The organism is Mycobacterium heidelbergense, from assembly GCF_050205645.1.
Lineage (GTDB): Bacteria > Actinomycetota > Actinomycetes > Mycobacteriales > Mycobacteriaceae > Mycobacterium > Mycobacterium heidelbergense_A.
The window spans coordinates 91,167-114,144 of record NZ_JBNMQT010000014.1 but is presented as its reverse complement, the minus strand read 5'-3'; the positions used below and the strand labels follow the sequence as shown (position 1 = coordinate 114,144).

General features: G+C 69.6%; 23 protein-coding genes. 15 read left to right on the top strand and 8 right to left on the bottom strand.

Annotated features, from left to right (window positions below; all coding sequences use genetic code 11):
* Positions 1-29: 29 nt before the first annotated feature.
* On the bottom strand, positions 30-1,199 hold the full coding sequence (locus ACQI5H_RS17215; RefSeq protein ID WP_427080537.1) for an acyl-CoA dehydrogenase family protein: 1,170 nt from the start codon (positions 1,197-1,199) through the stop codon (positions 30-32).
* A gap of 18 nt (positions 1,200-1,217) precedes the next feature.
* Here ACQI5H_RS17215 and ACQI5H_RS17210 point away from each other — a divergent pair, with 18 nt between their 5' ends.
* Genes ACQI5H_RS17210 through ACQI5H_RS17200 form a run of 3 tightly spaced genes read left to right on the top strand, consistent with a single transcriptional unit; the run spans position 1,218 to position 4,761 of the window.
* Positions 1,218-2,231, top strand: coding sequence for a MaoC family dehydratase (locus ACQI5H_RS17210; protein WP_427080536.1), 1,014 nt, complete (start codon positions 1,218-1,220; stop codon positions 2,229-2,231).
* 35 nt (positions 2,232-2,266) lie between these two features.
* Positions 2,267-3,451 (top strand): CoA transferase, encoded by a 1,185-nt coding sequence (locus ACQI5H_RS17205; RefSeq protein WP_427080535.1) that lies wholly within the window; start codon positions 2,267-2,269, stop codon positions 3,449-3,451.
* Complete coding sequence (locus tag ACQI5H_RS17200; RefSeq protein ID WP_427080534.1) at positions 3,445-4,761, top strand: amidohydrolase family protein; 1,317 nt, start codon at positions 3,445-3,447, stop codon at positions 4,759-4,761. Before ACQI5H_RS17205 ends, ACQI5H_RS17200 begins: the two co-directional genes overlap by 7 nt.
* A 7-nt stretch (positions 4,762-4,768) precedes the next feature.
* Here ACQI5H_RS17200 and ACQI5H_RS17195 read toward each other — a convergent pair whose 3' ends face one another.
* Positions 4,769-5,674 (bottom strand): alpha/beta hydrolase, encoded by a 906-nt coding sequence (locus ACQI5H_RS17195; protein ID WP_427080533.1) that lies wholly within the window; start codon positions 5,672-5,674, stop codon positions 4,769-4,771.
* A 217-nt stretch (positions 5,675-5,891) separates the two neighbouring features.
* Between ACQI5H_RS17195 and ACQI5H_RS17190 the strand changes: the two genes are divergently transcribed.
* The 6 genes from ACQI5H_RS17190 (at position 5,892) to ACQI5H_RS17165 (ending at position 11,917) form a co-directional block, all read left to right on the top strand.
* Entirely contained in the window at positions 5,892-6,536 is a 645-nt protein-coding gene (locus ACQI5H_RS17190; RefSeq protein WP_427080532.1) for an SAM-dependent methyltransferase, read from the top strand.
* A complete protein-coding gene (locus ACQI5H_RS17185; protein WP_427080531.1) occupies positions 6,533-7,768 on the top strand; it encodes a molybdopterin-dependent oxidoreductase in 1,236 nt (411 codons plus the stop codon). Before ACQI5H_RS17190 ends, ACQI5H_RS17185 begins: the two co-directional genes overlap by 4 nt.
* A gap of 1 nt (position 7,769) precedes the next feature.
* Positions 7,770-8,345: a hypothetical protein gene (locus tag ACQI5H_RS17180; protein WP_427080530.1), complete on the top strand. Its 576-nt coding sequence runs from the start codon at positions 7,770-7,772 to the stop codon at positions 8,343-8,345.
* A gap of 54 nt (positions 8,346-8,399) precedes the next feature.
* Complete coding sequence (locus ACQI5H_RS17175; protein WP_427080529.1) at positions 8,400-9,599, top strand: alpha/beta hydrolase fold domain-containing protein; 1,200 nt, start codon at positions 8,400-8,402, stop codon at positions 9,597-9,599.
* Between the two features lie 45 nt (positions 9,600-9,644).
* Positions 9,645-11,054, top strand: a complete 1,410-nt coding sequence (locus ACQI5H_RS17170) for a WS/DGAT/MGAT family O-acyltransferase (RefSeq protein WP_427080528.1) — start codon at positions 9,645-9,647, stop codon at positions 11,052-11,054.
* An 80-nt stretch (positions 11,055-11,134) separates the two neighbouring features.
* Positions 11,135-11,917 (top strand): crotonase/enoyl-CoA hydratase family protein, encoded by a 783-nt coding sequence (locus ACQI5H_RS17165; protein ID WP_427080527.1) that lies wholly within the window; start codon positions 11,135-11,137, stop codon positions 11,915-11,917.
* Between the two features lie 3 nt (positions 11,918-11,920).
* On the opposite strand, the gene ACQI5H_RS17160 is transcribed toward ACQI5H_RS17165, so the two are convergent.
* Positions 11,921-12,520, bottom strand: coding sequence for a TetR family transcriptional regulator (locus ACQI5H_RS17160; RefSeq protein ID WP_427080526.1), 600 nt, complete (start codon positions 12,518-12,520; stop codon positions 11,921-11,923).
* An 89-nt stretch (positions 12,521-12,609) separates the two neighbouring features.
* Here ACQI5H_RS17160 and ACQI5H_RS17155 point away from each other — a divergent pair, with 89 nt between their 5' ends.
* The 4 genes from ACQI5H_RS17155 to ACQI5H_RS17140 all read left to right on the top strand — a co-directional run bounded on the left by ACQI5H_RS17155 (position 12,610) and on the right by ACQI5H_RS17140 (position 15,895).
* Positions 12,610-13,149, top strand: a complete 540-nt coding sequence (locus ACQI5H_RS17155; protein WP_427080525.1) for a methyltransferase family protein — start codon at positions 12,610-12,612, stop codon at positions 13,147-13,149.
* Between the two features lie 28 nt (positions 13,150-13,177).
* Positions 13,178-13,975: a cutinase family protein gene (locus tag ACQI5H_RS17150; RefSeq protein ID WP_427080524.1), complete on the top strand. Its 798-nt coding sequence runs from the start codon at positions 13,178-13,180 to the stop codon at positions 13,973-13,975.
* Between the two features lie 100 nt (positions 13,976-14,075).
* Positions 14,076-15,584 carry a class I adenylate-forming enzyme family protein gene (locus tag ACQI5H_RS17145; RefSeq protein WP_427080523.1) on the top strand — a complete coding sequence of 503 codons (1,509 nt, stop codon included), beginning with the start codon at positions 14,076-14,078 and terminating at the stop codon, positions 15,582-15,584.
* A gap of 14 nt (positions 15,585-15,598) precedes the next feature.
* Positions 15,599-15,895, top strand: coding sequence for a hypothetical protein (locus ACQI5H_RS17140; protein WP_427080522.1), 297 nt, complete (start codon positions 15,599-15,601; stop codon positions 15,893-15,895).
* 18 nt (positions 15,896-15,913) lie between these two features.
* Here ACQI5H_RS17140 and ACQI5H_RS17135 read toward each other — a convergent pair whose 3' ends face one another.
* Entirely contained in the window at positions 15,914-16,528 is a 615-nt protein-coding gene (locus ACQI5H_RS17135; protein ID WP_427080554.1) for a TetR/AcrR family transcriptional regulator, read from the bottom strand.
* A 44-nt stretch (positions 16,529-16,572) separates the two neighbouring features.
* A complete protein-coding gene (locus ACQI5H_RS17130; RefSeq protein WP_255376708.1) occupies positions 16,573-16,704 on the bottom strand; it encodes a hypothetical protein in 132 nt (43 codons plus the stop codon).
* Between the two features lie 207 nt (positions 16,705-16,911).
* On the opposite strand from ACQI5H_RS17130, the gene ACQI5H_RS17125 reads away from it, so the two are divergent.
* Entirely contained in the window at positions 16,912-17,706 is a 795-nt protein-coding gene (locus ACQI5H_RS17125) for a crotonase/enoyl-CoA hydratase family protein (RefSeq protein ID WP_427080521.1), read from the top strand.
* Between the two features lie 78 nt (positions 17,707-17,784).
* On the opposite strand, the gene ACQI5H_RS17120 is transcribed toward ACQI5H_RS17125, so the two are convergent.
* Both ACQI5H_RS17120 and ACQI5H_RS17115 read right to left on the bottom strand, forming a co-directional pair.
* The gene (locus ACQI5H_RS17120) at positions 17,785-19,254 is read right to left on the bottom strand and encodes an aldehyde dehydrogenase (RefSeq protein WP_427080520.1); all 1,470 of its coding nucleotides are present in this window, start codon (positions 19,252-19,254) and stop codon (positions 17,785-17,787) included.
* Between the two features lie 96 nt (positions 19,255-19,350).
* Complete coding sequence (locus ACQI5H_RS17115; protein WP_427080519.1) at positions 19,351-20,121, bottom strand: class I SAM-dependent methyltransferase; 771 nt, start codon at positions 20,119-20,121, stop codon at positions 19,351-19,353.
* 45 nt (positions 20,122-20,166) lie between these two features.
* Between ACQI5H_RS17115 and ACQI5H_RS17110 the strand changes: the two genes are divergently transcribed.
* On the top strand, positions 20,167-21,321 hold the full coding sequence (locus ACQI5H_RS17110; RefSeq protein WP_427080518.1) for a glycosyltransferase family 4 protein: 1,155 nt from the start codon (positions 20,167-20,169) through the stop codon (positions 21,319-21,321).
* Here ACQI5H_RS17110 and ACQI5H_RS17105 read toward each other — a convergent pair.
* Positions 21,305-22,975: a hypothetical protein gene (locus tag ACQI5H_RS17105; protein ID WP_427080517.1), complete on the bottom strand. Its 1,671-nt coding sequence runs from the start codon at positions 22,973-22,975 to the stop codon at positions 21,305-21,307. The genes ACQI5H_RS17110 and ACQI5H_RS17105 overlap by 17 nt on opposite strands.
* Positions 22,976-22,978 lie beyond the last annotated feature (3 nt).

Here is a 22,978-nt window from a genome sequence, read left to right as displayed (position 1 = left end):
GGCATCGGACCGGGAGATTTCGACTCCGTTCAGATCCCGCCCCGGGCGACGAGCTGCTCGGCGATCACGTTGCGCTGGATCTCGTTGGTGCCTTCGCCGACGATCATCAGGGGCGCGTCGCGGAAGTATCGTTCGACGTCGTATTCGGTGGAGTAGCCGTAGCCGCCGTGGATGCGCACGGCGTTGAGCGCGATCTCCATCGCGACCTCGGAGGCGAACAGCTTGGCCATCCCGGCTTCCATGTCGCAGCGTTCGCCGCTGTCGTAACGCTCCGCGGCATGCCGGGTGAGCTGACGGGCGGCGGTGAGTTTGGTCGCCATGTCGGCGAGGTAGTTGCCGACGGCCTGATGCTTCCAGATCGGCCGGCCGAAGCTCTCCCGCTGCTGCGCGTACGCCAGCGCGTCCTCGAGCGCCGCCGTCGCCACCCCCAGGGCCCGCGCAGCTACCTGGATGCGGCCCGTCTCGAGCCCCTTCATCATTTGCGAAAAGCCCTCGCCCGGGCGGCCGCCCAGAATCGCGGTCGCCGGCAATCGGTAGTTGTCGAACGACAGCTCACAGGACTCGACGCCCTTGTAGCCGAGCTTGGGCAGGTCCCGCGACACCGACAGGCCCGGCCCGTGCTCGACGAGCGCGATCGAGATGCCCTTGTGCCGCGGCTCGGCTCTCGGGTCCGTTTTGCACAACAGGGCGATCAGCCCGGACCGGCGCGCGTTGCTGATCCAGGTCTTGGCGCCGTTGATCACCAGATCATCTGAGCCGTCCGGCAGCGCGGTGGTGGACATGTTCTGCAGGTCGGAACCGCCGCCGGGTTCCGTCAGCGCCATGGTGGCCCGCAGCTCGCCGGTGGCCATCGGCGGCAGGTAGGTCCGCTTTTGCTGCTCGGTGCCGAACAGCGTCAGCAGCTTGGCCACCACGGTGTGCCCGCCCATCGCGCCGGCCAGGCTCATCCAGCCGCGCGCCAGTTCCTGCGTGACGCGCACGTAGCACGGCATCGACACCGGCGATCCGCCGTATTCCTCGGGAACGGCCAGGCCGTAGACGCCGATCCGCTTCATCTGCTCGATCCACGCATCGGGGTAGGTGTTGGCGTGCTCGACCTCGCGGACGGTCGGTTTCACCTCGCGGTCGATGAACGCCCGCACGGTGGCGACCAGCAGGTCCTCTTCGTCTTGGGAGTCGTCGCTGTGCTCTCTGCTCACCCATGCCATATTGGCCCCGTGACTTATGCCGACATACGCGAGGGTGGGCCCTACTTCGACGACCTTTCGGTGGGCCAGGTGTTCGACTGGGCGCCGTCGGCGACGCTGTCGCCGGGTCTGGCCGCGGCGCATCAGGCGATCGTGGGGGACCGGCTGCGCCTGGCGCTGGACGCCGACCTGTATGTGGCGGTAACCGGCATGCCTGGCCCGATGGCGCATCCAGCGCTGGTCTGCGACGTGGCGATCGGGCAGTCGACGCTGGTGACCCAGCGGGTGAAGGCCAACCTGTTCTATCGCGGCCTCACGTTTCACCATTTTCCCGCCATCGGCGACTCGGTCTACACCCGCACCGAAGTCGTTGGGCTGCGGCCGAATTCGCCCAAGCCCGGCCGGGCGCCCACGGGGTTGGCGGCGCTGCGGATGATCACGATCGACCGGGCCGACCAGCTGGTCCTCGACTTCTACCGCTGCGCCATGCTGCCCGCGAGCCCGGACTTCCGGCCCGTCGAAGACGGCTCTCCCGGCGACGATCTGGCGGCCATCGGCGCCGACGCGGCCCCGCCCGCCGCCGATCCGACCGCCCACTGGGACGCCGAGGTTTTCCGGACCAGGGTGCCCGGCCCGCATTTCGACCCTGGCATCGCCGGTGCGGTGTTGCACAGTACCGGCGACGTCGTCAGCAGCGCACCGGAATTGGCGCGGCTGACGCTGAATATCGCCGCGACACACCATGATTCGCGGGTCGGCGGCCGTCGCCTGGTGTACGGCGGGCACACCATCGGGCTGGCGCTCGCGCAGGCCAGCCGGCTGCTGCCCAACCTGGTGACGGTGCTGGGCTGGGAGTCCTGCGACCACACCGGCCCGGTGCACGAGGGTGACACCCTCTACAGCGAGCTCCACGTCGAGTCCGCGCAGCCGACCGAGCACGGCGGCGTCCTGAAACTTCGGTCGCTGGTCTACGCAGTGAGTGACGCGGCGGGCCAGCCCGACCGGCCGGTGCTGGACTGGCGCTTCAGCGCCCTGCAGTTCTGACCCGCGGCGCGGTACGCCACGCGCACAATGGTGTCGTGAGCAGCGAGTCGGCCGACTGGGGAAACAGCGGGCTGGCCTACCTGACCGGGCCGCCCGACGGGCCGCCGGACTTCTCCCGTGCCCACGTGCTGACGCGCGCCGAGGGGGTCGCCGCCGACGTCGGTCACCGGGCGGGCATCTCCGTTGCCGCCGCCCCGCTGCTGACCGGGCGGGCCGCGCTGCTCGGATTGACCCGCGGCGGGGCGGTGTCGTGCGGTGGCGCCACCCGATTGCTGGCGGCGCGGGACGGCTGGTTCGCGATCACGCTGTCGCGTCCCGACGACGTCGCCGCGGTGCCCGCGCTGGTCCACGCCGATGACGTGCCTGCGGACCCCTGGCCCACGCTGCGGCGTTGGGCCGCAACGCAACCGGTGTCGGGAATCATCGAGCGGGCGGTTCTGCTCGACCTTCCCGCGGCCGCCCTGGGTGAGGTCGCGGCCACGTCTCCGCGGATAGAGCGGATGGGATTCCGGGCGGAGGCGCCCCGGATCGCCGGCCTGTTGGTGGCCGACCTGTCGTCGATGTGGGCGGGTCCGTTGTGCGGGCAGCTGCTGGCCCGCGCCGGGGCGACCGTCGTCAAAGTCGAGAGCCCGCGGCGCCCCGACGGCACCCGCGGCGGCCACCGCGCGTTCTTCGACTGGATGAACGGCGGAAAGCTGTCGTATTGCGTCGATTTCGACAACGCCGACGAACTGCGCGAGCTGCTCGCGGTCGCCGACATCGTGATCGAGGGCTCTCGGCCCGCGGCGCTGGCCCGGCGCCGACTCGGCCCGGCCGACATTGCGCCGCGGGCGGGCCGCATCTGGTTGCAGATCACCGGGTACGACGAGCACTCGCCGCGGCCGGCGTTCGGCGACGACGCCGCGGTGGCGGGCGGCCTGGTCGGCACCGGCCACGGCGAACCGGTGTTCTGCGCAGACGCCATCGCCGATCCGCTGGCGGGGCTGGAGGCGGCCTGCGCGGTCACCGAATCGCTGGTCCGCGGTGGCGGCGAGTCGATCCACGTATCGATGGCCGCGGTCGCCGCGACCTATGCCGCCCTACCCACCCAGCCGTCGGCGTCGGGACACGCGGCCCCGCCGCCGCCCGTGCCGCCGGCGGCCGCGCCGGCACCCGAGCTTGGCGCCCACAACCAGGTGGTGCGGCGCCTGGTATCCGAACGACGTTGCCTGTCATGCTGATTCGGCGAGCCACCCTGCTGGACGGGACGACCACCAGCATCCGGGTCTCCGAACGGATCGAGGAGATGGGCGACGGGCTGACCGCCCGACCGGGGGAGGGTCTGCTCGACGCCAACGGCGGGACCGTGCTGCCCGGGCTGCACGACCACCACGTGCACATCCGCTCGGCCGCGTCCGCGCTTGACTCGTTTCTCGTCGGACCGCCCGGCGTCACCACCAAAACCCAACTGACGCAACTGCTGTCGAATGCCACGCCGGGCCCCGACGGGTGGATTCGCGCCGTCGGGTATCACGAGTCTGTCGCCGGCGACCTGGACCGGGCCGCCCTCGACGCGGTCGTGCCGCGCGTCCCGGTGCGCGTCCAGCACCGCAGCGGCGCGCTGTGGATCCTCAACTCGGCCGCGCTGGGCCGCGTCGGCCTGGCCGAACATCCCGACGGCCGCCTGCGTAGCGCCGACCGCGGCTGGTCGGATGCGCTGGCGCGCCGGGAAACCGACCTCGCGGAGCTCAGTCGCCGAATCACCGCGACGGGGGTCACCGGCGTCACCGACGCCACTCCCGAACTGGGCGCCGACGACATGGTCTCGCTGGTGGTGGCCCAGCGCCGCGGCGAATTTCGGCCGCGGCTGCATTTCCTGTCGCCGGGCAAGAAGATCCTGCACGACGACCGCCTCGACCTCGACGCCCTCACGGACTGGATCGCCGAGCAGCACGCGGCCGACCGGCCGGTCGCGCTGCACTGTGTGACCGCGGCCCAACTCGTGGTCGCCATCGCCGCCCTGCGCGCCGCCGGCGGCCACCCGCGCGATCGCATCGAGCACGCCGCGGTGGTGCCGGACGACACCCTGGCCGACCTGGCCGAACTCTCGGCGTCGGCGGGCCTGACGGTGGTGACGCAGCCCAACTTCGTCGCCGAGCGCGGCGATCAGTACCTCGCCGACGTGCCTCCCGCCGAGCACGGTCAGCTGTGGCGGGTCGCGTCGTTGCTGAAAGCTCAAGTGCGCGTGGCGTTGTCGACCGACATGCCGTTCGGTCACGGCGATCCATGGACCGCGATGCGCGCCGCGGTATATCGCACCACACCCAGCGGTGCCGTCCTGGGTGCCGACGAATGTGTCTCGGCGCGACAGGCTTTGACGATGTTCCTGGGCGCCGCCGAGCGACCGGACCGGCCGCGCGCCGTCGAGCCCGGGCAGCCGGGCGATCTCTGCGTGCTGAACGAGCCGCCGGCGACGGCGCTGGCCGAGCTGGACGCCGGCATGGTGGCCGCCACGATCATCGGCGGTCAGCTGGTGTATTTCGCGATGTGACCGGCGATCACCCGGCGGGGGACAGCGCGGCGCGCAAACTGTCGCACTGAGTGTCGAAAAAACGTTGCGACACTTGTGCTTTCGGCACGAACAGGTCGAATCCGTGGAAGACGCCCGGGACCACCTCGACCTCGCACGGCACGCCGGCGGCGCGCAGCCGTTCCGCGTAGGCGAGATCCTCGTCGTGGAACAAGTCGTGGGTGCCCACCCCGATCCACGCGGGTGGCAAGCCGCTCAGGTCGTCGCGCCGCGCCGGCACGGCGACCGAAGGGTCGGCATCGCCGAGGTAGGCCGTCCAGCCGAAGTGGTTGCTGCGCGGGTTCCACAACCGGTAGTGCGGCTGATTCGCGGTCGTGGAACTGCGATCGTCGAGCATGGGGTAGACGAGTAGCTGGAATGCGGGCGCGACCTCGCCGCGGTCGCGGGCCAGCAGGGCCAGCGCCGCCGCCAGCCCGCCGCCGGCGCTGGCACCGCCGATCGCGATCCGTCCCCGGTCCACACCGCCCTGCCCGGCCAGCCAGGTCAACGCCGTATAGCAGTCCTCGAGCGGGGCGGGATAGGGATGCTCGGGTGCCAGCCGGTGATCCACCGATGCGACCGTGATGCCCAATCGGGAGCTGAACCGGCGGCACAGCCGGTCGTCCTGCTGCGCACTGCCGATCACATATCCGCCGCCGTGGATCCACAGCAGCGCGGGTGTCGGCTGCGTGACACCCGTCGGCCGGAACAGCCGGACCCCGGCACCGGGGCCGAGAGCGACGACCTCGATGTCCGGTGGTGGGCTGGGCTTACCCAGCCGTCCCCGCAACCGATCCAACGTGCGCACCACCGGCAGGGTCCGCCGGCCGACGAGGTGGCGGGGGGTGAAGCGGGCGATGCGGCGCAGATCGGGGTGAACGTCGGTGTTCGGCATCGGTCCAGTATCCATCCGGCGCCGCGGCGGCACCGAATCACTGCCATGCACCCGTCGAACGGTGGCTGGGTTAGCCGAGCAGAGATCCGGGTATCGATCCGGGTGATCGAAATGCTGGCGTGTCCCGTGGACATCAGCATGTCGGCGATGCGGGATTGCAACGCCCCGGGGTCGGGGCGCGTCCGGGCAGTGTCGGGCGCGATGCGAGAGGCGTGAAATGCTGGGCCATCTCTACGATCGGGCGCTCGACGGCGAGCGATGTTGGATTCGGCACGACGACGGCGAGGTGCGCCCGCTGCCGGCGCACCGCTGGCTGGGGGCCCGCGCTCCCGACGGTGACGCCGTCGATGAGGTGTTCGACGAAGAAGTCACGCAGATGTGCATCGGCCCGACCATCGAGCTGGGGTGCGGGCCCGGGCGCCTGGTCGCGCGCCTCATCCGCCGGGGCATACCCGCGCTCGGCATCGACCGGTCGGCAACCGCGATCCGGCTGGCCGGCCGCGGCGGTGCGGCCGCGCTGCTCGGCGATGTGTTCGAGCCGCTGCCCTGGATGGGCCGATGGCAGACGGTCCTGCTGGTCGACGGGAACGTCGGCCTCGGCGGCGACCCGCGGCGAATACTGTGCCGCGCGGCCGAGTTGCTGGGCCGAGGCGGACGATGCGTGGCCGAGTTCGACGGCGAAGCCATCGGCATCCGGTCGCGCTGGGTGCGGCTGGAGTCGGCTCACGATGTCGGGCCGTGGTTTCGGTGGGCGTCGGTCGGGGTGGACAGTGCCGCCGCGCTGGCCGCGCAGGTGGGTTTGACGTTGACCGGCGTCCGCATGGTCGGCGGCCGGGTGGTTGCGAGCCTGGCGGCGATATGAACGGGCACGGCCGTCCCCCGAGGTTCCGAAGCCCGCTGCGCGGCCCATGGTTGACGTCGGTGTTCGGGCTGGTCCTGTTGGTGACCCTGCCGATAGTCATCGTCACGGGGCTGCTTTCCTACATCGCCTACGCTCCACAGTTCGGTCAGGCGATCCCCGCCGACGTCGGCTGGCTGCGCCTGCCCGTCTTCTCCTGGCCCACGCGTCCGTCGTGGCTGTACCGGCTGACCCAGGGACTGCACGTCGGGCTGGGCCTGGTGCTCATCCCGGTGGTGCTGGCCAAGCTGTGGTCGGTGATCCCGCGGTTGTTCGATTTTCCGCCGTTCCGATCGATCGCCCAAGCGCTGGAACGGCTTTCGTTGCTGATGCTGGTCGGCGGGGTGCTGTTCGAGATCGTCACCGGCGTGCTCAACATCCAGTACGACTACATCTTCGGGTTCAGCTTCTACGACGCCCATTATTTCGGGGCGTGGGTGTTCATCGCCGGCTTCGCCATGCACATCACGCTGAAGATCCCCCGCATGGTGTCCGGGTTGCGGTCGCTGCCGCTGCGGGAAGTGTTGCGCACCAACCGCAGTGATACCCGCCCGGAACCACCCGATCCCGACGAACTGGTGGCCGCGGATCCGGCCGAACCGACGATGAGCCGCCGCGGTGCGCTGGCGCTGGTCGGCTCCGGTGTGGCGCTGATCGCCGTGCTGACCGTCGGACAGACCCTCGGCGGTGCCGCCCGCGGCGTTGCCCTGCTGGTGCCGCGGGGCCGCGGCCGCGATTTCCCGGTCAACAAGACCGCCGTCGCCGCCGGGATCGGGCTCGAGAGTGTCGGCGCGAGTTGGGTTTTGACGCTACGCGGCGGCCCTTCGCCGGTGGTGCTGGATCGTGCCACCCTGGCCGGCATGCCCCAAACTGCCGCGCGGCTGCCGATCGCCTGCGTCGAAGGGTGGTCGACCGTGCAGACCTGGAGCGGGGTGCGGCTGTCCGAGCTGGCCCGACTCGCGGGCGTGCCCGCGCCGCGCTGGGCGCGGGTGACGTCGCTGCAGCGCGGCGGTGCCTTCGGCGCGGCGACGTTGCAGGCCAACCAGATTCGCGATTCCGACGCGCTGCTGGCGCTGCGGGTGAACGGCGCCGACCTGTCGTTGGACCACGGCTACCCGGCCCGGATCATCGTCCCCGCCCTGCCCGGCGTGCACAACACCAAGTGGGTGGCGTCCATCGAATTCGGGGCGAGCTGAGATGCCGCGACTCACAACACGTTTCAGTGCGATCTACGGTTCCCACCCGCTGCACCTGCTGACCATGGTGTCCGGTTTCGCGCTGCTGGGTTACATCGTGATCACCTTCAAGCCGGCGACGCTGTGGAACGCGGGCACCTGGTGGCAGTCGATAGCCGTGTGGTTCGCCGCCGCCGTCGTCGCTCACGACTTTGTGCTGTATCCGCTGTACGCACTGGCCGACCGGGTCGTTTCGGCGCGCACCGGCCGGCGCTCGGGCCACCCAAAAATACTGGCCCGCAACTACATTCGGGTGCCGGCGCTGGGAGCGGGCCTGACCCTGCTGATTTTCCTGCCCGGCATCATCGAACAGGGCGGGCCCACCTACCAGGCGGCGACCGGGCAGACCCAGCAGCCGTTCCTCGGCCGATGGCTGCTGCTCACCGCGGCCATGTTCGCCGTCAGCGCCGTCGCCTACGCCGCGCGGCTTGCCGCGGCGCGTCGCCGGCCCGGTGTCCAGAAAACGGCCGAATGGCCGTCAACAGGGCAAACGTCAGTGCCAGCAACGCCGACAAAGGACGATTTCCGGCCGCCATGACACGGCTGACGGATTCGTCGTTTCCGGTGACTCGGCAGGGGTACAGTCCCCTACATGACGGCGCGGGCCCCGAGCATGAGTTGTTTGAAGCGGTTGCTAAGAGCCCGGCCCGGCGACTACATGCTGGCGTTAAGCGTCGCCGGAGCTTCGCTGCCGGTCATCGGTAAGCACCTCGAGCCCCTGGGCGGGATGACCGCCATGGGCGTGTGGGGTGCCCGCCACGCACCGAACGCGATATCCGCCATGAGGAAGGATTGGCTGACACCGGGCATCAACGACGAGCGCCGGCGGGATCGGGAGAGCACGCACCAGGTCTCGGTCGCTGCCTTGCGAGGGGTGGTGTCAGCCGCGGAGCTGGAAACCGAGTGGCCCGCGGCGGAGCGGACGCCCCCGATTTGGGAGGCCCTGCGCCAACGCCGCTATCTCTACCGCCGTGCGGTCCACTACGGCGACCACCCCGCGCAAGTCCTGGATGTGTGGCGCCGCAAGGATCTGCCCGCACAACCAGCGCCCGTGGCGATCTTCGTCCCGGGCGGCGCCTGGGTCCACGGCCGCAGCGCGCTGCAGGGATCCGCCCTGATGTCGCGGTTGGCCGAGCAGGGCTGGGTGTGCCTGGCGATCGACTACCGCGTCGCCCCACTACACCGCTGGCCGCGCCACATCACCGACGTCAAGACTGCCATCGCGTGGGCGCGCGCCAACGTCGACAAGTTCGGCGGCGACCGCAATTTCGTTGCGGTGGCCGGTTGTTCGGCCGGCGGGCACCTGTCCGCGCTGGCCGGACTCACCCCCGACGATCCCCAACTTCAGGCGAAGTTGCCCGAGGGCTCGGACAGCTCGGTCGACGCGGTGGTCGGGATCTATGGCCGCTACGACTGGGAGGACCGTTCGACTCCCGAGCGGGATCGCTTCGTCGATTTCCTGGAGCGCGTGGTGGTCAAGAAGACGATCGCGCGGCATCCCGAGGTGTTCCACGACGCGTCACCGATCGCGCGCGTGCATCGAAACGCTCCGCCGTTCTTGGTGATTCACGGCAGCAAGGACAGCGTCATCCCCGTCGAGCAGGCGCGCAGCTTCGTCGAGCGGCTGCGGGCCGTCTCGCATTCGATGGTCGGCTACCTGGAGTTGCCCGGGGCGGGCCACGGCTTCGACCTCATCGACGGTGAGCGCGCCGGCGTGGCCGCCCACGCGACATCGCTGTTCCTCAACCAGGTCTACCGCGCCAAGACAATCGGGGCCAAAGAGGTTATCTGAGCTCGTCCCGCTGAGTAGGGTCGCCTCTATGAGCAAGGGGCAGTGGTGAAACGGCTGAGCGGCTGGGACGCGGTACTTCTGTACAGCGAAACGCCGAACGTGCACATGCACACCATCAAAGCCGCGGTGATCGAGCTGGACCCGGCCAGCCGCAGCCTCGACCTCGAGTCGTTTCGCCGCGTCATCGGCGGCCGGCTGCACAAGCTCGAGCCGTTTTGCTATCAGCTCGTCGAGATCCCGTGGAAGTTTCATCATCCGATGTGGCGCGAGCACTGCGAGGTCGACCTGGAATACCACATCCGGCCCTGGCGGCTGCCGGCTCCGGGCGGGCGCCGCGAGTTGGACGAGGCGATCGGGCGGATCGCCAGCACCCCGCTGGACCGCGACCGCCCGCTGTGGGAGATGTACTTCGTCGAGGGCCTGGCCAACAGCCGGGTGGCCGTCGTCGGCAAGATTCACCATGCGCTCGCCGATGGCGTCGCCTCGGCCAACCTGCTCGCGCGCGGCATGGACCTGGTGCCCACGCCGGAGGGCGGTCCGCCGAAAAACGACCCGGCGCCCACCAAACGCCAGCTGCTGTCGTCGGCGTTCGCCGACCACCTCCGGCAGGCCGGAAAGTTGCCGGCGACATTTCGCTACACCGCGCAGGGCATCGGCCGGGTGCGACGCAGCTCGCGCAAGCTCTCGCCGGAACTGAGCCGACCATTCGAGCCGCCACCGACGTTCATGAACCACATGATCACCCCGGAGCGCAGGTTCGCGACCGCGACGCTGGCGCTGGTCGACGTCAAGGAGACCGGCAAGCGGCTCGGCGCGACCATCAACGACATGGTGCTGGCCATGTCGACCGGTGCGCTGCGCACGTTGCTGTTGCGCTACGACGGCAAGGCCGAGCCCCTGCTGGCCTCCGTCCCGGTGAGCTTCGACTTCTCGCCGGAGCGGATCTCCGGAAATCGCTTCAGCGGAATGCTGGTCGCGCTCCCGACCGATGCCGACGACCCGCTGGAGCGGGTGCGGTGCAGCCACGAGAACGCGATCTCGGCCAAGGAGGGCCATCAGCTGATGGGACCGGAGCTGGTCAGCCGGTGGGCGGCGTACATGCCGCCGGTGGGGACGGAAGCCTTCTTCCGGTGGGCGTCCGGCCGGGACGGACAGAACAAGGTGCTCAACCTGAACATCTCGAACGTTCCCGGTCCGCGCGAGCGCGGCCGGGTGGGCGGCGCCCTGGTCACCGAGATCTATTCGGTGGGGCCGTTGACCGCCGGCAGCGGTCTCAACATCACCGTCTGGAGCTACGTCGATCAGATCAACATCTCGGTGCTCGCCGACGGTGCCACCGTCAAGGACCCGCACGAGGTGACCGAGGCAATGATCGCGGATTTCATCGAAATACGCAGGGCCGCAGGGCTTTCCGAGGAGCTTACGGTCATCGAGGCCGCGATGGCGCCGGCCTGACAGGCGGTAGCCGAAGCTCGCGGTGCGGCGGCCGTTACCATCGGTCGGACACCCGCGATTCAAAGGAGACTCGCAGCACCGTGAGCGACGAAGCCGCCAACACCGAACCCGAAGTTCTCGTCGAGCAACGGGATCGAATACTGATCATCACGATTAACCGGCCGAAGGCCAAGAACGCCGTCAACGCCGCTGTCAGCCGCGGGCTGGCCGACGCCGTCGATCGGCTCGACAGCGATAACGGCCTTTCGGTGGCGATCCTGACCGGCGCGGGCGGCTCGTTCTGTGCGGGTATGGATCTCAAGGCTTTCGCCCGCGGCGAGAACGTCGTCGTCGAGGGCCGCGGTATGGGCTTCACCGAACGCCCACCGGCCAAGCCGCTCATCGCCGCGGTGGAGGGATTCGCGTTGGCCGGCGGCACCGAGCTGGCGCTGGCCACCGATCTGATCGTCGCGTCCAAGGACTCGGCGTTCGGCATCCCCGAGGTCAAGCGCGGCCTGGTCGCCGGCGGCGGGGGACTGCTGCGGCTGCCCGAACGCATCCCCTACGCGATCGCGATGGAGCTGGCGCTGACCGGGGACAACCTCCCGGCCGAACGCGCTCACGAGCTGGGCCTGGTCAACGTCCTGGCCGAGCCGGGCAAGGCGCTGGACGCGGCGATTGAGTTGGCGGAGAAGATCACCGCCAACGGGCCGCTCGCGGTGGCCGCCACCAAGCGGATCATCACCGAATCCCGGGGCTGGAGCCGCGACACCATGTTCACCGAGCAGATCAAGATTCTGGCCCCGGTGTTCTCGTCGAACGACGCCAAGGAAGGCGCGATCGCGTTCGCGGAGAAGCGCCCGCCGCGCTGGACCGGGACGTAAGCCCTACGGGTTCTCCTCGGTCAGGTAGCGCTGCACGGTCGGCCCGAGCCAGCCGACCACGTCGTCAATCGCGGCCGAGGCGATCGGCTCGATCCTGAGCTGGTAGCGCGCGAACGCCAGGCCCGCCAGGTGGCTGGCCACCAGCTCGACGCGCAGCTCGGCGTCGGCCACCCCGAACTCCGCCGCGACTCGCTTCGCGATTGGCCCGGCAAGGCTGTCGTGCAACACCTTTCGCGCCTGGGGGTGGATCGCCGCCGAACGCCACAGCGTCAGGAACGGCTCGAAGACGGCGCCTTCCTCCCAGTGCTCGAGGAAGCGGCGCACCAGCCTCGGGCCGATCCGCTCGGCCCCCTCGTCGAGGAGCGCGGCGAGCTGATGTAGCGGGTGCTCGGGTCCGGTCAGCGCGGACGCGGTGAAGAGGCCTTCCTTGTTGCCGAAGAAGTAGTAGACCATCGCGACGTCCACGCCCGCATCGGCGGCGATGGCGCGGACGGTGGCCCCCTCGTATCCCTGGCGCATGAAGCGTTCGCGCGCGGCGTCGAGGATTCGCTGTCGGTTCTGTTGACCGGTCCGCCACCGGCCGGCCCGCCGCGGTTCGACCATGACGCCACAATACTTCAACAACCGTTGATGAATGCCGTGCGCGGGCGTAAGTTGTTCTTCAACGGAGGTTGAAGTAAAGGAGGTCCGACATGGTGACAACCGCGCGTCGACGCCTTTGGTGGCGACACCTGATGTCCGTCCTGCTCTTCCCGGTCACGGTGACGCTCGTCGTCCCGGCCCTGATCGTGATCCCGGCCGGTGTGCGAACGGCGCAGCTCGGCACCGCCCTGACGGTGATGCTGGTGACCGCCGGCTGCCTGCTGATCGCCGCCGGCTTGGCCCTGATGGTCTGGACGAACGTGCTGTTCGACCGCGTAGGCGAGGGCACGCTTGGGCTGGGCAACGTGATGGGGGAGCCGGTCCATCTGGTCGTGCGTGGGCCCTACCGGCACGTGCGCAACCCGATGATCACCGGCGTGCTGTGCATCCTGCTCGGCGAGGCGGCCATCACCGCATCGGGCGGGCTGCTGACCTGGTTCGCGATCTTCTTCGCGTTCCAGGCCACCGCGATCTGGTTCTGGGAAGAGCCCCATCTCACCGAGCGCTACGGCAGTGAATACGTCGACTACCGGCGCAACGTCCCGCGCTGGATCCCCCGGATCACCGCCTGGACCCCGGGAACGGTTTAGCAAATCGCGGGTGCGGGCACCTCTAGGCATGCCCGCACGCCATATCCTTCGTTTCCTTGCACCCGCGGTAGTCGCGGCGGCGGGCGTTAGCGCGTCCGTCCTCGCGTCCGCAATCCCCGTCGCCGCCGCCGATGCGTGTCCTGACGTTCAGGTGGTTTTCGCCCGCGGCACCGACGATCCACCCGGTGTCGGCCCCACGGGACAGGCGTTCGTCGACTCCCTGCGCCCTCGCGTCGGCGCGAGGTCTTTCGACGTGTATCCGGTCGACTACCCGGCGACATATGACTTTACGAATGCGGCCAAGGTCGGCATCAGGGACGCGAGTTCGCATATCGTTTCGATGGCGCACAACTGTCCCAACACGAAGATGGTGCTCGGCGGTTACTCCTCAGGCGCGGCCGTGATAGGCTTCGTCACGTCGGCAGACGTACCCTCCGGGATCGATCCGGCGAGCGTGCCCAAACCCCTGGACCCCGAGGTTGCCAACCACGTCTCCTCGGTCGTGCTCTACGCACTGCCGAGCGACAAGACGATGAACCTTTTCGGCGCGCCGCCGGTCGTCATCGGCCCGCTCTATCAGGCCAAGGCCATCGTGGTGTGCGCTCCCGGGGACCCGATCTGTTCTGACGGGGGGAGTTTCGACGTCCATAAGTCGTATTCGAGCAACGTCGCGGTGATCGATCAGGGCGCGGCCTTCGCGGCCGATCGCCTTGCCGCAGCGGGTCCCGTCGGCCCGCCCGGTGCGGGTCCTGGCGCGCCTGCGAGTCCCGGCTCGCCTGCGGCCGTTCTCGCGTCTCCGTCTTCCGGTGGAGGCTCCGGCGGTTAACCGCCGCGGTGCTTCGACCGCATCCCGTCCACCCACCCGGCGTCGGTTACACTATGGCCTCAGTTTGTAAAGGGGGTGGGGATCCCCAGAAGGATCGAGGATGAGCATTTCGCTGCTGCTGGAGATGGCCGCGTCGAGCAACCCCGATCGCGTTGCGGTCGTCGCCGACGACGTGCGACTCACCACGCAGCAGCTCAGCGATCTCGCCGACTGCGGCGCGGGCGTGCTCGCGGGATCCGGTGCGCGGCATTTGGTCTACGTGGGGACCGGTGGCGCGATGCTGCCGCTGCTGATCTTCGCCTCGGCGCGGGCCGGGTTGCCGTTCACCCCGCTCAACTACCGGCTTTCGGCCGACGGCATCCAGGCGTTGATCGAGCGGCTGCCCGATCCGGTGGTGATCGTCGACGACCGCTACCGGGAGATGCTCGGCGCCGCGTCGCCGCGCGTGCTGCTCACCGACGACTTCCTGACGGCCGCGCGCGGCGGCGAGGCCTCTGACTTTGAAGCGGAGTTTCCCGACCCCGATTCCGTCGCGATCGTTCTCTTCACGTCGGGCACCACCTCGCAGCCCAAGGCCGTCGAACTCTCGCACAACAACTTGACCAGCTACGTCACCGGCACGGTCGAATTCGAGTCCGCCGCGCCGGACGACGCCGCGCTGATCTGCGTGCCGCCGTATCACATCGCCGGGATCAGCGCCGCCCTGTCTAACCTGTACGCCGGCCGCAAGATGGTCTACCTGCCCAGCTTCGACGCCGACGAATGGGTGCGGCTGATCAAGGCCGAAAACGTGACCACCGCGACGGTGGTGCCCACGATGCTCGACCGGATCGTCACGGTGTTGGAAACCGGCGGTCACGACCTGCCGTCGCTGCGCAACCTGGCCTACGGCGGCTCGAAGGTCGGGCTGCCGCTGGTTCGCCGGGCACTCGAACTGCTGCCGGGCGTCGGCTTCGTCAACGCGTACGGCCTGACGGAGACGAGTTCGACGATCGCGGTGTTGACCCCCGACGATCATCGCGAGGCCCAGGCCGCCTCGGCGGCCGGCGTTGCCAGGAGGCTGGGGTCGGTCGGGCGCGCGGTGCCGGGCATCGAACTGCAGATCCGCGACCAGGACGGCAGGGTGCTGGGGCCGGGCGAGACCGGCGAGCTGTTCGTGCGCGGTGAGCAGGTCTCCGGCCGCTACACCGGGATCGGCTCGGTGCTCGACGAGAACGGCTGGTTCCCGACGCGCGACATCGCGACCCTCGACGAGGACGGCTTCCTGTTCATCGGCGGCCGCAGCGACGACACCATCATTCGCGGCGGCGAGAACATCGCGCCCGCCGAGCTGGAGGAGGTGCTGATCGAGCACCCGCACGTCCGCGACGTCGCGGTGGTCGGTGTCGAGGATCCGCAGTGGGGCCAGGCGATCACCGCGGTCGTGGTGCCGGCGCCGGGCTGCGTCCCGGACCCCGACGATCTGCGCGAGTACGTCCGCAAAACGTTGCGCGGGTCGCGCACCCCCGACCGGGTAGTCTTTCGCGACGAGTTGCCAACCACACCCACGGGCAAGGTGCTTCGCCGGGAGATCGTCGAAGAGCTGCGTGCCGCACCGGCCGAGCAGTGAGCAGAGGAAAAATCATGATCAAGAACGGAACCCGCCTGGCCAGTCAGGTGTGTGACACCCAGGTCATCGTCGTCAGAAGTGCCGACAGCCTTGACGATTTGCGTTGCGGTGGCGTGCCGATGGTGGACATCGGCGCCGAGCGATCGGGCGAACTCGACCCGGCGTTCTCGGATGGCACCGTGATGGGCAAGCGCTACGTCGACGAAACCGGCGCCGAGGTACTGGTGACCAAGCCGGGCGCGGGCAGCCTGAGCGTCGGGCAGACCGCCCTTCAGCTCAAAGAGGTCAAGCCGCTACCGGCCAGCGACTGAGGATCGGCTGACGATCGATTAAGCGCCGGGAATACCGTTGCGGCTGACGAATTCCCTTGCCTTGATCAGGAATTCGAGCTGCTCGGCAACCTGGCTCAGCGGTTTCACGCTGCGCGTCGAGCGGGACAGCACGATCGCACCTTCCAGGGCTGCTATCGACATGACGGCCAGCGACGCGGCGTCGTCGTCATTGAATCCGTCGTTGGCGAAGGCGTGCGTCATGGCGGTGCACCAGCGGCCCAGGATGGCGCCGGCCTCGGCGGAAAGCTTCGGCTCGTCGTTGTCCGAGCCGATCGCCGCCGCCACCACCGGGCAACCCGCGGTGAAGTCGCCGTCGGTCAGCAAGCGTTCCCAGTATTCGATGAACTCGCGCAGCAGCGTCTTGGCGCCCCAGCCCGCGGCGTCGTCGATCATCGCGGTGATGGCATCGCCGGAGTACCGCAGCGCCTCCGCCAGAATCTGGTTGCGGCCTTCGGGGAAGTGGTAGTACACCGAGCCGCGTGGCGCGCCGCTGCGGGCGAGCACCTCGTCGATCGTCACCCCGGCGGCTCCGCGTTCGCGCATCACCTCGGCGGTGCTGATAAGCATCTTCTTCTTGGTGTCGCACCGCTTGGTCGTAGCGGGGCCCCGCATGGGTTCGGTGTCAGTCGGCACCGCCGTACCTCCTCCGGCCGGCGTCATGCAGCGTGCGAGTGCCGCGGTACCGGCCAGTGCAGGTTGCGGGGGCTGAACCGGAACGAGCGGCGCTTGAGGTCAGGCATCTCGCGGGTGTACTGATAGCCAGCGACGTTGAGCTCGATAATCCACATGATTTTCTCCCGGCCTGGGTGCGGCCCATGATTATGCTGAGAATCATATAAGACATCGGTCAAGTAAGCAAGTTTTATTCCCTATATAAACGCCTTATCACGGGTAATTGCGTAGCGGGGCCGTGATGGGTCCGTCGTGACGGGAAGGTAACCGTAGCGTTTCTATGGTGTATTGCATAATTTTGCGGCCTGCGCTTCACTGTGACGATGGCGCTACCAACCCTCGACACCGTGTCCCTCGAGCGCGACGGGCGCGTTCTGCTGATCGGCCTGAACCGGCCGCATAAACGCAACGCCTTCGACCGGGCGATGCTTGCCGACCTGGCCCGCGCCTACGCGGTGCTGGAATCCGACCCGTCGGTGTGGGCGGGCGTGCTGTTCGCGCACGGCGACCACTTCACCGCCGGCCTAGACCTCGTCGACGTCGGTCCGGGCATTGCGGCGGGGCAGAGCCCGGTGCCCGAAGACGGCCGGGACCCCTGGCGCCTGGACGTCGCGTGGACCACCCCACTGGTGGCGGTCGCGCAGGGCTGGTGCATGACGCTGGGCATCGAATTGCTGCTCGCGGCCGACATCCGCATCGCGGCCACCGGAACGCGATTCACCCAACTCGAGGTGCGGCGCGGCATCTACCCCTTCGGCGGCGCGACCATCCGGCTGCCCCGCGAGGCGGGATGGGGCAATGCCATGCGCTGGCTGCTCACCGGCGACGAGTTCGACGCCGCCGAGGCGCACCGCATCGGCTTGGTCCAGGAAGTGGCCGACGATCCCGCGACGGCGTTGGCCCGGGCGCGCGAGATCGCACACACCATAGCCGACCGCGCCGCGCCGCTGGGCGTGCGCGCCACGCTCGCCTCGGCGCACCTGGCCCGCCGCGAAGGCGAGGCGGCGGCCGTCGGGCAGCTACGCACCGCCGTCGCCGAGCTGTTCGCCAGCGAGGACGCCGCCGAGGGCGTGCAGTCGTTCGTCGAACGGCGGCAGGCCCGGTTCGTCGGCCGCTAGGACCCGGACGCCAAACGTGCGGCTGGCCGCACACTCGGCCCCCAACGTGCGGCTCGCCGCACGCTCGGCGTGGAAGCGTCAGCTCTCCAGGGTGTAGCCCATCGGCATCAGCACGCTCTTCTGCTGCGTGAAGTGCTCGACGCCTTCCGGGCCGTTCTCCCGGCCGATGCCCGAGTTCTTGTAGCCGCCGAACGGGCAACACGGGTCGAAGGCGTACCAGTTGATTGCGTAGGTGCCGGTGCGAATCTTCTCCGAAATCTCAATGCCCTTGGGGATGTCGGACGTCCACACGCTGCCGGCCAGGCCGTACACCGAGTCGTTGGCGATCTTGATCGCGTCCTCCTCGGTGTCGTAGGGGACGATGGACAGCACCGGCCCGAAGATCTCCTCCTGGGCGATCGTCATCTTGTTGTCGACGTCGGCGAAGACCGTGGGCTGCACGAAGAAACCCTTGTCCAGTCCCTCGGGCCGACCGCCGCCGCACACCAGCCGCGCGCCCTCCTCGATGCCCTTGGCGATGTAGCCCTCGACGCGGGCGCGCTGCTTCTCCGAGATCAGCGACCCGATCTGGGCGGCCGGGTCGGACGGCGTGCCGACCGGCAGCGCCTGCACGAAAGTGCTTACCGCGTCGACGATTTCGTCGTAGCGCGACCGTGGCGCCAGGATGCGGGTCTGCGCAACGCAGGCCTGCCCGGTGTTCATGATCCCGGAGAACACCAGCATCGGGATTGCGGCGGCCAGGTCGACGTCCTCAAGGACGATGGCCGCCGATTTGCCGCCGAGCTCCAGGGTGCACGGTTTGAGCGCCTCGGCGGCGCGCCGGCCGATTTCCTTGCCGACCCCCGAACTGCCGGTGAAGGTGAACAAGTCGATATCGGGATTGGACGTCAGTGCCTGGCCGGTCTCGATCCCGCCGGGCACCACGGACAGCACGCCCTCGGGCAGGCCGGCCTCGGCGAACACCTCCGCCAAAGCATTTGTGCTCAAAGGGGTTTCGGCAGCGGGCTTGAGCACCACCGTGCAGCCGGCCAGCAGCGCCGGGCCGAGCTTGTTGACGGCGAGGAACAGCGGGACGTTCCATGCCACGATCGCGCCCACAACGCCGATCGGCTCACGGTGGACGATGCTCTGCCCGTAGCCGCCGGTGCGGATCTCTTGCCACTTGACCTGATCGACGGCGGGTCCGGCGAAGAAGTTCAAGGCGCCGATCGAGCTCATCCAGTGCATCGTCTCGACGGTGGTCGGCGGTTGGCCGGTCTCGTCGCCGAGCAGCTTGGTGAAGTGGTCCTTACGCTCCTCCATCAGCTTGAGCGCGTTGGCGATGACGGCCGCGCGCTCCTTCGGCGGGGTCGTGGGCCAGGGGCCGTTGTCGAATGCCGCGCGGGCCGCGGCCACCGCGGCGTCGACGTCGGCCGCCGCCGCCAGCGGCACCTTGCCGACATATTCGCCGGTGGCCGGGCAGTGCACCTCGATGACTTGGTCTGTCGACGGCTCGGTCCACTTGCCGCCGATGAAAAGCTTGTCGTACTCGGTCTTGATGTCGGTCATATTCCGCCGCTCCTCCTCATCGCTCCGCTCTGCATCGTCGCCGGCGGGCATGGGCGCCACCCTACCCAAGCCGACGCAAAACGAGAACATGTTCCATTATCGAGGTACGAGCACCAGCACGAGATTGCTCACCAGGAACTCCCGCAGCACCGGCACCCGCGTCATCCACCAGGCCCATCGGGGGTGGTAGCGGGGGAATGCGGCGACCGCGGCGCCGGTACTGGCCGCCCACGCCAGCCCGTCGGCCGCGGACACCGCGAACAACGACGACCCGTAGTCGTTTTTGGCCGGATGGCCGTGTTTGCGGGCATAGCGGGCGGCGGCGCGCTGCCCGCCCAGGTAGTGGCTCAGGCCCATCTCGTGCCCGCCGAACGGGCCGAGCCAGACAGTGTAGGACAGCACCACCATCCCGCCCGGCTTGGTCACCCGCAGCATCTCGGTGCCGAGCTGCCATGGCCGCGGCACGTGCTCGGCGACATTGGACGACAGGCAGATGTCCACCGAGTCGTCGGCGAACGGCAGAGCCAGGCCCGACGCGCGGACGAAGGCGCCCGCCGGGTTCCCGCCCAAAGCCGGTCCGGCCGCGTGCATCTCGCTTTCGTCCGGTTCCACGCCGATGTAGCGGAGACCGGCATCGGCGAAGGCGGCCGCGAAATATCCCGGCCCGCCGCCGACGTCGAGCAGCGTGCGCCCCACCGGGTGTTCGCCGCGGGCGCCCAGCCACAGGTCGCCCACCATCGCCGCGGTGTCGGCCGCCAGCGCGCCATAGAAGCGCGCCGGATCGGGCTGCTCGTAGCGGAATTCCGACAGCAGCCGCACCGAGCGGGCCAGGGTTGCGCGCCGCGCGAAAACGTCGGTGACGGCCACCGCCATACCCTACGCAGCGTCGTCGCCAGGCTAGGCTGACCGGTAATGTCTGCCCTCCGCTCCGTGCTGCTGCTGTGCTGGCGCGACACCGGCCACCCGCAGGGCGGCGGCAGCGAGGCCTACCTGCAGCGCATCGGCGCGCAGCTCGCGGCATCGGGAGTCGCCGTCACACTCCGCACCGCCCGCTATCCGGGTGCGCCACGCCACGAGGTCGTCGACGGCGTGCGGATCAACCGCGCGGGTGGCCGCTACTCGGTGTATGTGTGGGCGCTGCTGACGATGGCATTGGCCCGGCTCGGGATCGGTCCGCTGCGCCGCGTGCGCCCCGACGTGGTCGTCGATACCCAGAACGGCTTGCCGTTCCTGGCCCGGCTGCTGTATGGCCGCCGGGTGGTGGTGTTGGTGCACCACTGCCATCGCGAGCAGTGGCCGGTGGCCGGGCCGGTCCTCGGCCGGCTGGGCTGGTTCGTCGAGTCGAGGCTGTCGCCCAGGGTGAACCGGAGCAACCAGTACCTGACGGTGTCGCTGCCGTCGGCCCGCGATCTGGTCGCTCTCGGGGTGGACAACGAGCGCATCGCGGTGGTGCGCAACGGCCTCGACGAGGCGCCGCCGCAGTCGCTGTCCGGCCCCCGCGCGGACGCTCCGCGGGTCGTGGTGCTGTCGCGGCTGGTGCCGCACAAGCAGATCGAGGACGCGCTGGACGTCGTCGGGGCCCTGCGGCCGCGGGTACCGGGCCTGCATCTCGACATCGTCGGCGACGGCTGGTGGCGGGAGCGACTGGTCGACCACGCGCACGCGCTCGGCCTGACCGGCGCGGTGACCTTCCACGGCCACGTCGACGATGTGACCAAACACCATGTGCTGCAACGCTCCTGGGTGCACGTGCTGCCGTCGCGCAAGGAGGGTTGGGGTCTGGCGGTGGTCGAGGCGGCCCAGCACCGGGTGCCCACCATCGGCTACCGATCCTCCGGTGGGCTGTCCGACTCGATCGTCGACGGGGTCACCGGGGTGTTGGTGGACACTCGCGCCGAGCTGGTGGATCGGCTCGAGCGGCTGCTCTGCGATCCCGTGCTGCGTGACCAACTCGGCGTCAAGGCGCAAACGCGCAGCGGCGAGTTCTCCTGGACGCAAAGCGCCGATGCGATGCGCACCGTGCTGGAAGCGGTGCGGGCCGGCGAGTTCGTCAGCGGCGTCGTCTGACCCGGCAGGCCCCAGCGCCGACGGAGCCGACGATCAGCAGCGCCAGCCACGCGAGATGGGCGATCACCGTCGCCCGGCGGCGCCCGGCGGACACCCCGGCGGTGTCGCCGCCGATCCGATACAGGGCGAGTTCGTCGTTGCGGAAGGCCGGCGTCAGCGCGCCGAGGGTGCGGGCGGACGCACCCATGTCACCGGCGCTGTCCGATTCGACGACCACCCATCCGATGCCGGCAGCGACCAACGCGGCACGATCCGGTCCCGCCAGCAGCAATTCCTGCACCGCCCGGGCGCGGTTGCCCTCCCCGGGAACCGTCACCCCGGAGATGGCCAGGTCGCCGGTCGCCAGCACGTCGGCGCGCACCCAGCGGGGCAGCGGATCGAGCACCGGCGCCGGGCCGGACCAGGGGAAGCGGCGCATGGTGCCGGCGGGCAGTACGGCGACGGTCCTCGGGTCGGCGTTGATCGCCGACGCCACCGCGGCCCAGCCGTACGGGTAGCGCACCGGCTCGACCCTTCCCCACACGCCCCAGGCCAGGTCGGGCAGCGCCAGGATCAGTGCGAGGCAGCAGACCAGGGCCGCCTGCGCCGGCCGCAGCCACCGCCGCAGCGTCACCACCGCGCCGGCACCCGCCAGCGCGTATCCGGGCAGTGCCAGCGCCACCCACTTCTGCCCGTCGCGCAGCACCCCGAACCCCGGCGCGGCGTCGACCACCGCGCGCAGCGCGTGCAGGCCGGGACCGGTCGCCAGCGCCGCGGGCACCAGCACCGACACCGCCGCCAGCACCAGCAGCGGCGCGATCGCTCGCCGGCGAGCCACCGCCGGCAGCCCGGCCACCACGATTCCCAGCAGCACCACGGCGGAGGAAATCGCGAAAAGCGTTGTCCGCGAAGGTGGTACGGCTTCGCCGTTCCAGATGCCGCCCAGACTGGCCAGGCTGAACAGCGTGCCGAGACCGGGCTCGGCGCGCGGCGCGAACGCGCTGACCCCGAGCCCAGTCTGCGCGCCCAACGACGAGCCCAGCGCGGCCGCGGTCAGCCACGGCAGCGCGGCCACCGCCGCAACACCCAAAGTCGTTGCGGCGCAGACCCACCGCGGCCAGCCGGGACCGGGTGCGGCCACGCAGACGAGCCCAAGCGTCGCGGCCAACATCAATCCGGTGGGCGTCAGCCCGGCCAGCGCGATCCAGACGATCAAACCGAAGGCGGCGCCGCCCGCGAAGCGAAGCCGCAGCATCGCCGTCGCAACCCAGGGCAGGCAGCCGTAGCCGACCAGCAGGCTCCAGTGGCCTTGCAAAAGCCGTTCGGCGACATAGGGATTCCAGATCGCCAGCGTGATCGCGACGAACTGCCCGGCCGCGCCCGTGTCGGGCAGTGCCGTCTCGACGAGCCGGGCCGCACCCCATCCAGCGAGCCACAGGCCCGCGACGAGCAACGCCTTCACCACCACGCCGCCGTCGACCACGCGCGAGGCCAGCGCCACCGCGAAATCCTGCGGCGTCGCCCGCGGCGCCGCCGTCAAACCCAGGGCGCTGTCGGACAGGTAGGACCGCGGCGTCGATACCGCGTCGCGTAGTAGCAGGTATCCGGGCTTTAGCAGCGGCCCAGCCACCAGGAGCGCCAACGCCAGCGCGTACCCCGGCCGGGTCCAACGCACGTC